This window comes from Streptomyces sp. NPDC006207 (assembly GCF_040613835.1).
In the GTDB taxonomy this organism is placed as follows: Bacteria; Actinomycetota; Actinomycetes; order Streptomycetales; family Streptomycetaceae; genus Actinacidiphila.
In genome coordinates this window covers 1-12306 of sequence record NZ_JBEXSX010000005.1, presented here as the reverse complement: position 1 = coordinate 12306, position 12306 = coordinate 1, and the positions used below count along the sequence as shown (strand labels likewise).

At 74.6% G+C, this 12306-nt stretch carries 8 protein-coding genes; 1 reads left to right on the top strand and 7 read right to left on the bottom strand.

The annotated features are described in order from the left end of the window. Positions 1–120: 120 nt before the first annotated feature. On the top strand, positions 121–423 hold the full coding sequence (locus tag ABZ312_RS05065) for a chorismate mutase (RefSeq protein ID WP_500328066.1): 303 nt from the start codon (positions 121–123) through the stop codon (positions 421–423). 506 nt (positions 424–929) lie between these two features. Here ABZ312_RS05065 and ABZ312_RS05060 read toward each other — a convergent pair. From ABZ312_RS05060 to ABZ312_RS05030, 7 genes are all read right to left on the bottom strand, one after another. Further along, the gene (locus ABZ312_RS05060) at positions 930–2714 is read right to left on the bottom strand and encodes a GMC oxidoreductase (RefSeq protein ID WP_500358925.1); all 1785 of its coding nucleotides are present in this window, start codon (positions 2712–2714) and stop codon (positions 930–932) included. Further along, the gene (locus tag ABZ312_RS05055; RefSeq protein WP_500358923.1) at positions 2714–4315 is read right to left on the bottom strand and encodes a succinic semialdehyde dehydrogenase; all 1602 of its coding nucleotides are present in this window, start codon (positions 4313–4315) and stop codon (positions 2714–2716) included. Before ABZ312_RS05055 ends, ABZ312_RS05060 begins: the two co-directional genes overlap by 1 nt. Positions 4316–4437: 122 nt before the next feature. Then, positions 4438–5955, bottom strand: coding sequence for a serine/threonine-protein kinase (locus tag ABZ312_RS05050; protein WP_500328070.1), 1518 nt, complete (start codon positions 5953–5955; stop codon positions 4438–4440). 20 nt (positions 5956–5975) lie between these two features. Continuing rightward, complete coding sequence (locus tag ABZ312_RS05045; RefSeq protein WP_500328071.1) at positions 5976–7349, bottom strand: serine/threonine-protein kinase; 1374 nt, start codon at positions 7347–7349, stop codon at positions 5976–5978. A gap of 85 nt (positions 7350–7434) precedes the next feature. Then, positions 7435–9312 (bottom strand): serine/threonine protein kinase, encoded by a 1878-nt coding sequence (locus ABZ312_RS05040; RefSeq protein WP_500328073.1) that lies wholly within the window; start codon positions 9310–9312, stop codon positions 7435–7437. An 81-nt stretch (positions 9313–9393) separates the two neighbouring features. After that, positions 9394–11259, bottom strand: a complete 1866-nt coding sequence (locus tag ABZ312_RS05035; protein ID WP_500436500.1) for a serine/threonine-protein kinase — start codon at positions 11257–11259, stop codon at positions 9394–9396. A gap of 121 nt (positions 11260–11380) precedes the next feature. Then, positions 11381–12306: serine/threonine kinase C-terminal domain-containing protein (locus tag ABZ312_RS05030; RefSeq protein WP_500436498.1), on the bottom strand; the 926-nt coding region annotated here is incomplete at its 5' end.

Here is a 12306-nt window from a genome sequence, read left to right as displayed (position 1 = left end):
GCTGTCTGAGCGAGGAAACGCAACCAGACGTCACCAGGCGCCCCGGGCCACACGGCCCGGGGCGCCTGGCGTTTCCCGTCCCGTGCGGCCCCGGAGGCCCGGCCCCCGAGGAGGAACCCCATGAGCGGCACCCCGGCAGCACCGCGGACGACCGGCCCTGCAAACGCCCCCGCCACCGACCCCGCCGCCGTCATCGCGGACGCCCGCGAGCGCATCGACGACCTCGACGCGAGGATCATCGCGCTGGTGGGGGAACGCATGACCGTCTCGGCCGGCATCCAGCGCGCCCGCATCGAGTCCGGCGGCCGCCGGGTGCACCTCTCCCGCGAGATGGACATCCTGCGCCGCTACAGCGACCGGCTCGGCAAGCCCGGCACGACCCTCGCCATGACCCTGCTGGAACTGTGCCGCGGACGGGTCTGAAACCCCCGTGGCACCGGCCCCGTGACCCGTTCGGGGGGCATCACCCGTACGGCACGTGACCGCCTACGGGCGCCTTCGTTGAATCCGGTGTCCGTGCCAGCCAGGCGCGGTCACCCCGGGCCAGGGAAGCAAGGACGTCGAACACCACGCGTGGACACCGCTCAGACGCAGCTGGGCGGGGTGCCACCGGAGCGATGAGGCGCGCCCGCGCGAGTGGAAGCAATGCGGCGCGCCGTGGGACCTCGCTCCGGTGATCCGGTGACCGGACAGCAGGGGACAGCAGCCCGGTCACGACTCAAAGTGGCGGTCGGTTCCGGGGACGCCCGGGACCGGCCGCTCTGCGAGGAACACACTACTCATTTCGCGGCACTTGGGCAGGTATCCGACCCTCGATCGAGTGAGTCGGACCCCGCATCGCGCCCCGCGCGCGGTCCGGGACCCGTATGGAGCACGGCCGAGGGGGCCGCGACCCGGACGGGTGCGGGCCCCCTCGGCGTCCGGCGGGATCAGGCCTTGGGCGGGACCGGCGGGACGGGCAGCACCGGCAGCCGCAGGGCACCGAACGCGTCCGCCGGGACGACCGGGTGCTTGGGCTCGACCGCGGCGACGCGCCGGTAGGCCTCGCCCTGGGCCGGACGCGGGTCGGCGTCGCCCTTGTTGGGCCACAGGGACATGGCGCGTTCGGCCTGCGCGGTGATCGTGAGCGAGGGGTTGACCCCCAGGTTGGCGGAGACCGCGGCACCGTCCACCACATGGATGCCCGGATGCCCGAACAGCCGGTGGTACGGGTCGATCACACCGTGCCCGGCGTCCTCGCCGATCACGCAGCCGCCCAGGAAGTGGGCGGTGAGCGGGGTGCCCATCAACTCGCCGACGTTGCTGCCCGCGAAGCCGTTGATCTCCTCGGCCAGCAGGCGCGCGGCCTCGGCGCCCTCGGGGATGAAGGAGGGGTTGGGCGCGCCGTGCCCCTGCCGGGCGGTGAGCAGTCCCTTCCCCAGGCCCTTGGGCTTGCGGTAGGTGGTCAGCGAGTTGTCCAGGGACTGCATGACCAGGCCGATGATGGTGCGCTCGGACCAGCGGCGGTTGGACAGCGACCGCATCAGCAGGACCGGGTGACGGGCGCAGTGCGCCAGGTAGGCCAGCCCGCGCGGCAGCCGCGTGCCGTGCGGGACCTGCAGGATGGACAGGCCGCCCATCGAGTTGGAGCCCTTGCCGTAGCGGACCGGCTCGATGTGGGTGTTCCCGTCGGGGTGGATCGAGGACGTGATGGCCACGCCCCGCGTGAAGTCCACCCGCTGCTCGCCGGTGCGCCGGCGGTAGCGGCGGCTGTTGGTCTGGGCGCCCACCAGCGCCTCGGAGTTGGTGCGGGTCAGCTCGCCGAGCCGCGCGGACAGGCCGGGCAGCCGGCCCGCGTCGCGCATGCGGTGCAGCAGCGTCTGGGTGCCGTAGGTGCCGGCGGCGACGACCACGTGCCCGGCACGCAGCACGCGCGGCTTCGCCTTGCGCCGGCGGTCGGTGGGGACGACGGTGACGTCGTAGCCGCCCTCGGCGTTCTCCGACAGCCCGGTGACGGTGGTCATCGCGTGGATCTCGGCACCCGCCTTCTCGGCGAGGTGGAGGTAGTTCTCGTTGAGGGTGTTCTTGGCGCCGTGGCGGCAGCCGGTCATGCACTCCCCGCACTCCGTGCAGGCCCGCCGGGAGGGGCCGGCGCCGCCGAAGTACGGGTCGGGCACCTCGCCGCCGGGCGTGGCCCTGGCGTCGCCCGAGGCGTCCTGGCCGTCGCCGAAGAACACGCCGACCGGGGCCATGTGGAAGGAGTCGCCGACGCCCATCCGCTCGGCGGTCGCCTTCAGGTGGACGTCCGAGGGGGTCATGGTCGGGTTGAGCCGCACCCCGAGCATGCGCTTGGCCTGGTCGTAGTGGGGGGCCAGTTCCTCCTGCCAGTCGGTGATGTGGCCCCACTGGCGGTCCTCGAAGAAGGCCTTCGGCGGGACGTAGAGGGTGTTGGCGTAGTTGAGCGAACCGCCGCCGACCCCCGCACCCGCCAGGATCATGACGTTGTCGAGCAGGTGGATGCGCTGGATCCCGTACAGGCCGAGTGCCGGGGCCCACAGGTAGTCCTTGATGTGCCAGGAGTTCTTCGGCAGCGACTCCCGCGTCCAGCGGCGGCCCGCCTCCAGGACGCCGACCGTGTAGCCCTTCTCGGTCAGGCGCAGCGCCGACACGGATCCGCCGAAGCCGGACCCGATCACGATCACGTCGTAGTCGTAGGACATCCGCTCCCCCTCCATCAGCGGAGCCTCAGCGCCTTCATCAGCCGGAGGCTGCGGCTCATGAAGGCCGCGTACGCCGCGTCGTCCATGCCCAATGACGGGGCCATCGGCAGCAGGCGCTGCGTCGCCACCGTCTGCGCCTCGGTGTACTTGAGGATGCCCTCGGAGCCGTGCCTGCGGCCGAGCCCGGAGTCCTTCATGCCGCCCATCGGGGACTGCACACTGCCGTACGCCGGCGCGTAGCCCTCGTTGACGTTGACGGTGCCGCTGCGCAGACGCGCGGCGATGCGGGCGCCGCGGCGCGTGTCCTTGGTCCAGACGCTGGAATTGAGGCCGTACGGCGTCGCGTTGGCGCGCTCGACCGCCTCGTCCTCGTCGGTGAAGCGGTACACGGACACCACCGGGCCGAAGGTCTCCTCCGCGCACACGGCCATCGGCGGCTCGACGCCGTCCAGGACGGTCGGCTCGAAGAAGTACGGGCCGACGTCGGGCCGGGCCCTGCCGCCGGTGAGGACGGTGGCGCCCTTGGCGACGGCCTCCTCCACGTGCCGGGTGACGGTCTCCAGCTGGCGCTCGCCGGCCAGCGACCCCATCCCGGCGCCGTAGGCGAGGGCGGTGCCGAGCTTGAGGGCGCCGGCGCGCGCGGTGAAGCGCTCCAGGAAGGCGTCGGCGACGGACGCGTGGACGAAGAGCCGCTCGATGGAGATGCACAGCTGGCCCGCCGAGGAGAAACAGGCGCGGACCGCGCCCTCGGCCGCCTTGTCGAGGTCGGCGTCCTCCAGCACCAGCAGGGCGTTCTTGCCGCCGAGTTCGAGGGAGGCGCCGATCAGGCGGGCCGCGGCCCGCGCGGCCACGTCCCGGCCGGTACGGGTGGAGCCGGTGAAGGACACGTAGTCGGCGTGCTCCACGACCGCCGGGCCGACGACCGGGCCCTCCCCGATGACGACCTGCCAGACGTCGGCGGGCAGTCCGGCCTCGATCAGCTGCTCGCGCGCCCACAGGGCGGTCAGCGCGGTCTCGGTGTCGGGCTTCATCACCACGGCGTTGCCGGCCGCAAAGGCGGGCAGCGCGTCGCCGATGGAGAGTTCCAGGGGGTAGTTCCACGGCGCGATCTGGCCGACGACACCACGCGGGTGCCGCAGCTCCCGCACCTTGGTGAGGGCCGGGATGGCGCCGGTGTGCCGCTTGGGCCTCAGGTACGACGGGGCCTTGACGCCGTAGTGCCGCGCGGCGACGGCGACCGCGAGCACCTCCTCGTGCGCGTGCAGCCGCGTCTTGCCGGTCTCCAGCTGGATCAGGTCCAGCACCTCGGACTGGCGGGCCAGCACGAGGTCGTGGAAGCGCAGCAGCACCGCGGCGCGGCGGCGCACCGGCGTCGCCGCCCACGCCTTCTGCGCCTCCCTCGCCCGGTCGTAGGCCGCCGCCACGTCCTCCGGCGTCGACTCGGGGAGCTCCGCCAGCTTCTCGCCGGTCAGCGGCGTGTGGTTCACGGTGCGGCCGCTGCCGGCGACGCCCCGCGTCAGCCGCGCCACGAGGTCCGGTGTCACCACGTCCGCGGCGGTCCTGCTGCCGGAGGGGGCGACCGGATTGCCGTTACCGGCAGTAGGAGAGTCCGTCATGGCGGGAGCGTACGACGCGGTGACACCGCGTGCATACCCGTCAGTAGCCAGTTTTCACAATTACGCCAGCAAAAGCTGGCAGGAACGCCGCGACCCGTCCCCGGCCCGCCCGCGCCGGGACCTCATCCGGTGCGGAAGGTGACGCGGGCGGTGTCGAAGTAGTCCCGTCCCCGCTCGGCCAGCTGGAGGGGCGAGGAGACCCACAGGTCGTACTGGCGGCCGCCCTCCTCCCAGCACAGGTCGAAGGTGCGGCGCGGTTCGCCGGGTGTGAAGCCGTCCCAGGTGAACTGCCACAGCGCGGCCGGGTGCCCGTTCTGCGTGGTGGGGGTGACGAAACCGTCCCGGTAGCCCTGGTACGCCGCAGGGCCCGAGGCGTCCTGGGCCCGCATGACCGCCTCGGGGCCGCGGGCGTCCGGCGGCTGGCTGCGGATGCCGACGCGGAACTCCTCGCCGGCGGAGTAGTAGAAGATCCGCGGCGGTTCCAGGGAGCGCCGGAAGCCCTCCGGCAGGGCGAGCGAGAAACCGGCGGGATCGTCGACCGTGCGGAAGCCCGCGGGGAGCGCCGGGGCGGACGGCGCCGGGGCGGACGGCGTGGACGCGGCGGACGGGGTGGCGTGCGTGGCCTTGCCGCTCGTGGCGACGGTGCGGACCGGGGAGGCGCCGCCCCCCGGCGATCCCCCGTCCGGCAGCAGGGACGCCGCCGCGACACCGGCCCCCGCCAGCACCGCCACGCCCAGCGCGGCCGCGAGCGGGGCCCGCCTGCGCCGGGCCCGGGGAAGCGGCGCGTCCTGCCGCTCCGCCTCCGGGAGGGGCGCCGGCGCGGGCACCGCGGTGGGCGGCACGCCGGTCTCCGCGTAGGCGGCGAGCAGGGTCTCGGTCTCCTCCGCGGTCGGGCGCCGCCCCGGCTCGCGGCGCAGCAGCGCCTCGACCACCGGCAGCAGGGGCCCGGTCCGCTCCGGCGGCCGGATCTCGTCGAAGACGACGGCGTGCAGCACCTCCCCCAGGGAGTCGCGGCGGAACGGCGACCGCCCGACGACGGCCGCGCACAGCAGGACGCCCACCGACCACAGGTCGGAGGCGGGCCCGGCGGCCTGCCCGGACATGCGCTCGGGGGCGGTGTACTCCGGAGAGCCCACGAAGTCCCCGGCCTTGGTCAGCGTGGTCGCGCCCGCCACCCGCGCGATGCCGAAGTCGGTCAGCACGACCCGCCCGGTGCCGTGCTCGACGAGGACGTTGCCGGGCTTGATGTCGCGGTGGAGGACCCCGCGCTCGTGCGCCGCCCGCAGCGCACCGGTGACGGCGGCGCCGACGCGGGCGGCCTCGCGCGGTGCCAACGGGCCGTCCTGGGCGAGGACTTCGGCCAGGGAGCGGCCGTCGACGAGTTCCATGACGATCCAGGGGCGGCCGTCCTCCTCGACCACGTCGAACAGGACGATCACATGGGGATGCCGTATCTGCGCGACCGTGCGGGCCTCCCGCAGGGCGCGGTCCTCCTCGCCGTCGGCGTGCAACTCCTTGACCGCCACCCGGCGGCCCAGCAGTTCGTCGTCGGCCCGCCACACCGTGCCCATGCCGCCGCGCCCGAGCCGCCCCGTGATCCGGTAGCGCCCGGCGACCAGCCGCCCCCCGTCGCCCGTCATGGGGCCATGATGCCGCACCGTCAGTTCCCCGGATCCGGTCGCCAGGTCTGCAACGCCACCTGGAAAACGGCGGAGGCGGCGGCCCAGTCGCCCGCCGGCGCCCCCATGTAGAGGGCGTACTCGCTGCCGTCGGCCGCGACGTACGCCTGGTCGACGGCGCGGCGCGGGCCGGGGTGCTCCTTGGAGTCGGTCCAGCTGAACTCCCACAGGCAGCCGTCACCGCCCCGGAAGGTGTTCTGGTGCAGCCGCACCCGGGTGTAGCCGGGCAGCGCCCGGACGCTCTTCTCCAGTTCGAGCAGGTGCATGTACGGATTGAGCCCCGGCGCCGCGCGGCCGACGCCGATGCGCAGCCGGTGGGCGCCGTCGTCGGGCGTGTAGTCGATCTGGTCGCCGTCCAGTTGCCGCTTCCAGCCGCGCGGCACGGTCAGGCTGAACCCCGCCGGGTCGTGGACCCGCACGTAGCCGGCCGGGACCCCGGGGCCGTCGCCGTGCCGCTTCACTACCGCCAGGACGGCTCCGGTGCCCGCGAGCAGCGCCACCGCGACCGCGGCGGCCACGAGGGCGGTACGCCGCCCGCCGGGGCGGCGCCGGGGACCACCGGCCGCGATGGCCGCAAGGGTGGTCGCCACGTGCCCGGCCTCCGGCCGCGCGGCCGGTTCCTTGGCGAGCAGCGCCGCGATCACCGGCCGCAGCGGCCCGGCCGCCCGGGGTTCGGGCAGGTCCTCGTACACCACGGCCTGCAGGGTGCCGATCGGCGAGGTGCGGCGGAACGGCGAGCGGCCCTCGACCGCCGCGTAGAGCGTGGCGCCCAGCGACCACAGGTCGGACTCCGGCCCGGGACGGCCGCCGCGGGCCCGTTCGGGCGCCAGGTAGTCGACGGAGCCGACGAGTTCGCCGGTCCGGGTGATCGCCGAGTCACCCTCGACGACGGCGATGCCGAAGTCCGTCAGCAGGACCCGGCCGTCGCGGGCGAGCAGCACGTTGGCCGGCTTGACGTCCCGGTGGAGCACCCCCGCGGCGTGCGCCGCGCGCAGCGCCTCCAGCACGGCGGCGGCCACGGCGGCCGCCCGCCGCGGCGGCAGCGGGCCGTCCCGCCGCACCACCTCGTCCAGGGAACGGCCGTCGACCAGTTCCATGACGATCCAGGGCCGGCCGTCCTGTTCCACGACGTCGTGGACGGTCACCACGTTGGGGTGGTTGATCCGGGCGGCGGCGCGGGCCTCCTGCTTCATGCGCTCCTGGAGCACGGCGCGGTCGTCCTCGGCGAGGTGGGCGCCGGGCGTCAGCTCCTTGACGGCGACGGTGCGCCGCAGCACGACGTCCTGGGCCTCCCACACCCGGCCCATGCCGCCGCGGCCGATGACGTCGCCGAGCCGGTACCGTCCGGCCAGCACGCTTCCGCTCCCGCTCACACCCCTGCCCCCACGGCTTCAGCGACGCGCGCCGCAGCCGCGCGGTTCCGGTCCGGGCCGGCCGCACTCAGGTGGTGCGGTAGGTCTCCGCGGCCTTCTCGAAGTACCGCTTGACGTCGGCGCGCCGGCCGTCCGGCCCGATGACCAGGACCACGTGGTACCTGCCGTCGCGGATCATCACCAGGTTGCGCGCGAACAGCTGCCGCCCGGAGCCGTCGCTCCAGCTGAACTCCCCTTCGGCGGCGGCGATCCCGCCCATGTCGAGGCGGCGCAGGCCGGAGGCCGAGGACCAGCCGGAGGCGCGGAAGCCCGCCAGCTCCGGCTCGTCGTTCTGGTAGACGATCGGGTCGCCGCCCTTGTCGGCGACGGAGTCGCGGCCGGGTACGACGAGCAGCTGGTAGTCGCCGCCGGTGTAGCGGACCTGACCGTCGGCGTTCCTCCCGGTCCGCTGCCAGCCGTTGGGGACGGCGAGGCTGAAGCCGGCCGGGTCGGTGCGCAGCCGGAAGTCGCCGCCGAGGCCCGTGGTGGCGGCGTCGTCCGCGGGGGCGGACCGCGTGGGCGGCGGGGCGCTCGTGGCGGGGGCCGTGCTCCGCGGGGCCTTGGTGCCCGACGGCTTGGTCGTCTGCGGCCGCTCGTCGCCGCCGGGCACCTGCGCGGGCAGGGTCCGCGTGGCGCCGGCCGCGCCCCGGTCGTCCGCCGCCCCGCCGCGCGGCATGAAGAGCACCGCGTACAGCACGGCGGCGACCATCAGGAGCAGCACCAGGGCGACCAGGGTGACCCCGAGGCTGCGCGGGCCGCGTGCCGTCCCCTGCCGCCGCTCCTTGGTGCGCTTGTGGCGCCCGTGGGCGGGATGGGCGGGTACGGGGTCGGCGGCGGCCTTGCGGCGGCGCACCAGTTCGCCGCGGCGCCGTACGACCGGCAGCTTGTGCGGATCGTCGGCGGGCACGGGCACCGTGCTCAGCCCCAGGTCCGGCTCGGGCGCGGACCGGACGAGCGAGCGCAGCCAGCCGCGCAGCTCCTCCGCGTCGGGCCGCTCCTCCGGGTCCTGGCGGAGCAGGGACTCCACGACGGGCCGCAGCGGGCCGCACTCCTCGGCGTACGCGGGCGGCTCGGCGATGACCAGCTGGACCAGTTCCGCCGTGCTCTCCTCCGGGAACGGCGGATGCCCCTGGACGCTGCGGAACAGCAGGGACCCCAGCGCCCACAGGTCGGCGGCCGGGCCGACCGGCGGGGCGAGCTGCCAGTTCTCGTGGACCTCGGTGGCCTGCTCCGGGGCCCACCGCTCGGTGACCGGGCCGACCACGGTGAGCCGGGCCTGCCGGGCGCGCTCCAGCTCCAGCGCGGAGTGCGGGCCGTCCCAGCTGCCGCCGGGTGCCTCACCGCCCCCGGCCATGGCGGGCACCGGCACCGGGTTGTACCCGCACAGCGCCTCCTGGGCGGCGCCCACGGCCAGGCCCGAGAGCATCGCCCGGCCGTCGTCGCAGACCAGCACGGTCCGGCCGGTGACGTTGCGGTGGACCCAGCCCTGCGTGTGCAGCACGCGCAGCGCGGTCAGCACGTCGGAGGCCACTTCGGCGGCACGGTACGGGCTGAGCCGCTTGTCGGCGAGGACCGCGGCGAGCGGGCGGGCGGCGACCAGCTCGCTCACTATCCACACGCTGCCGTCCTCGACGAAGATGTCGAAGACCTGCACCAGCCGGGGGTGATCGGGTATCGCGGCCGCGGCCCGCGCCGCCTCCAGGGCCCGGCGGGCGGTGTCCCCTCCGTCACCGTGCTGGGGCTCGGGCTCGGCGCTGACGACCTCGGGGAGCAGGACCTGGCGTATCAGCACCTCCTGGTTGCTGAAGGTGTCCCAGGCCCGGGTCTCCACCAGTTCGAACTCGTCGGCGGGCGGCCGCGGCAGGCGGTAGCGGTCGGCCAGTACGCGTCCCGCGTAGTCGTCCACGACGCCTCCCCAAAGCGTCAGATCCGATCCGTTCTGGATGCGGACAGTCCGCAATGACTCACGATACGTGCTCGAGCGGCGTCACTTGGCCGGTTTGAAGGTCTTGTAGAGCGCCTCACGCATCTCCGTGGTCTTCTTGCCGTTCCACTCGGCGTCCGGCGCGATGAAGAGGATGGCGTATCCGTGACCGTCGTCCACGACGAAGCCGCGATTGACGGCGCGCATCTTGGTGCCGCCGGAGGTGTAGGTGAACTCCCAGTCGGCGGCGGTGCGGTAGCCGCGGTAGTCCACGTCCTTTATGGACACCCGCTGGTAACCGGGGAACCTGGCCGCGGTGCCCGACTCGTTCTGGCGCCAGGCGTCCGCCGCGCTCTTGCCCGGGCTGTGGGTGTAGTCGACCTGGACCCGGGGGCTGTGGCGGGCGTTGAAGATCCAGCCGTTGCCGGCCCGCTCCTTGTTCGCGGCCCAGCCGGCCGGCAGCGCTATCGAGAAGCCCTCGGAGTCGGTGTAGGTCTTCCAGCCGGCCGGAACGGCGGCGGCGCCGTCCTTCCCGCTGCCGGAGCCGCCCGAGGACCCGGAGGAGGAACTGCCCGAACCCTTGCCGGAGTTGTCGTCGTTCCCCTTGTCGTCGCCGCCCTTGCCGGAGCCGTCCTCGCTCCCCTTGCCCTGGTCGTCGCCGCCCTTGCCGTCCTGGACGCCGTCGTCACCGGACTTGGGGCTCGCCGAGGCGGGCGGCTTGGCGGGCTGCCTGGCGCCCGGGTCGTCGTCGCCCTGGGCGGCCCAGAACCCGATCCCGGTCCCGAGCAGCGCGAGGGCCAGCACGACCGCCGCGAAGAGCAGTCCGCGGCGGCGGCGCTCGTCCAGCGAGGCCAGGAGCGGCACCCGGGGGGCGGCGGCTGGGGCGGGGACCGGTACCGGCGCGACCGGCGCGGACGCGGTCGCCGGGGTGACCGCAGCCGCCGGGGCGGTCTCGGGCTCCGGCTTGGCCTTGGCGGCCCGCAGCGCCGCCTGGTCGGCGGCGGCGGCCCGGGTGGCCGGCGGCGCGTCGGTGGGCGTCGGCTGCGGGTCGGAGGGCGGCAGCGGCATGGTGCGCGTGGCTTCCGCGACCGGGACGTCCGGCGCGTGGGCGACGCCGGTGAGCAGCGGGCGCACACCCGCGTCGTCCAGCCGCAGCTCGGGGTCCTTGTTGAGCAGCCCCTGGATCGCGTCGGCCAGCGGGCCCGCGTTGCGCGGGGTGCGCAGCGGCTCGGTCATGACCGCCGTGAGCGTGGCGATGGCGGAGCCCTTGTCGTACGGCGGCCGGCCCTCGATCGAGGCGTACAGCAGGGCGCCCAGCGACCACAGGTCGGCCGGCGGGCCCGGCTTCTGGCCGCGCGCCCGCTCCGGCGAGATGTACGAGGGAGCGCCGACGAGCATGCCGGTGGAGGTGACCGACGGGTCGCCGTCGATCTGGGCGATGCCGAAGTCACTGAGCACGACGCGGCCGTCGTCGGCGATCAGGACGTTGGACGGCTTCACGTCGCGGTGGAGGATGCCCTCCTTGTGGGCGGCCCGCAGGACGTCCAGGACGGTCAGCCCGACCTCGGCGGCCCGCTTGGGCGTGAGCGGTCCGTCCTCGCGGATCGCGTCCGACAGCGAGCGGCCCTCGACCAGCTCCATGACGATCCAGGGCCGGCCGTCCTCCTCGACGACGTCGAAGACCGTCACGGCCCCGGTGTTGCGGATCCGGGCGGTCGCCTTGGCCTCGCGCAGGGTGCGGGTCACCAGGCGGCGCTTCTCGTCCTCGTCGATGTTGTGCGGGAAGCGCAGCTCCTTCACGGCGACCGTGCGACCGAGCGTCTCGTCGACGGCCCGCCAGACGGTACCCATGCCGCCCTTGCCGAGGACGGCGCCGAGACGGTAGCGGTCGGCGATGAGACGCTGGTCGGTGTCGTGCGCCTGGCCCATGAATTCCCTCTGCCGTCGCTGAAGATGAAGCTCCCTCATCGCCTGCTGTCGGCGACCGGGGGATGGAGACCTCCATCATCCCTGACTCGGGGCCGTGGTCCCACCCCGGCCCCGACGTGTGCTAGTCGTGGACGACGAGTCCGGCCACCGCGTTGTCGAAGACCGGCCGGAAATCACCCCATTGAGCCGTCGGCGCGGAGAGGTAGACGGCGAACTCGCGTTCACCGGGCTCCCCGAAGCCCAGGTCGATGGCGCGGAAGTCGCGGGCCTTGCCCTCGAAGCTGAACTCCCAGATGGCCGCCGGGCGCTCGCGCCAGCGGGTGCTCTGCATGCGCAGCCGCTCGTACCCGGGCAGCTTGGGGATGGTCTGCTGTTCCTCTTCCTCGAAGTGCTCCAGCGGGTCGTTGGCCGCGTAGTCCAGCGTGCCGATCCGCATGCCGGCCAGACCGGTCGGGTCGACGTAGATGACCTGCTGGCCGTCGTCGCTGACCTTGCGGGTCCACCCGTCGGGCACCGGGACCGAGAACCCGCGGTCCGGTTCCTCCGCGAGGTGGTAGCCGGCCGGCACGGGCGACGGGCCCGGCACGGACGGTGCGGGCGAGGATGGCGAGGAGGGTGAGGGGGGCGACGACGTCGCGGAATGGCTCGGCCGCGCCCCGTCGCCCTGCGCGCCGCCGGCGCTGCCGAAGTGCTCGGCGGCGTAGAACCCGCCGCCCGCGAGGGCGGCGGCCAGCGCCACGGCCACCAGCACCCGTACGCCGGTGCGGCGACGCCGCTCCGGGGCGGGCGGCGGGACCGGGACCCCCGAGGGGACCGTGGGGGCGGGCGACGGCGCGGGCTGCGCGGCCGGTGCCGGGGGCCGGGCGACGGCGGTCGGCGCGGTGTGCAACAGGGTGAGGCTCTCGCGGGGAACGCTGGCGGTCTCGGTCTCGGCGGCGCTCGCCCGCAGCATCCGCTCGGCCTCCGCCGCCGACAGACGCCGCTCCGGCTCCCGCACCAGCAACCCCGCGATGACCGGCGCCAACGGCCCCGCCCGGCCCGCCACCG

Excerpts from the sequence above, each read along its gene's own strand:
- ABZ312_RS05055 (WP_500358923.1), bottom strand. The coding sequence starts at position 4,315 with ATGACGGACTCTCCTACTGCCGGTAACGGCAATCCGGTCGCCCCCTCC.
- ABZ312_RS05060 (WP_500358925.1), bottom strand. The coding sequence starts at position 2,714 with ATGGAGGGGGAGCGGATGTCCTACGACTACGACGTGATCGTGATCGGG.
- ABZ312_RS05050 (WP_500328070.1), bottom strand. The coding sequence starts at position 5,955 with ATGACGGGCGACGGGGGGCGGCTGGTCGCCGGGCGCTACCGGATCACG.
- ABZ312_RS05065 (WP_500328066.1), top strand. The coding sequence starts at position 121 with ATGAGCGGCACCCCGGCAGCACCGCGGACGACCGGCCCTGCAAACGCC.
- ABZ312_RS05035 (WP_500436500.1), bottom strand. The coding sequence starts at position 11,259 with ATGGGCCAGGCGCACGACACCGACCAGCGTCTCATCGCCGACCGCTAC.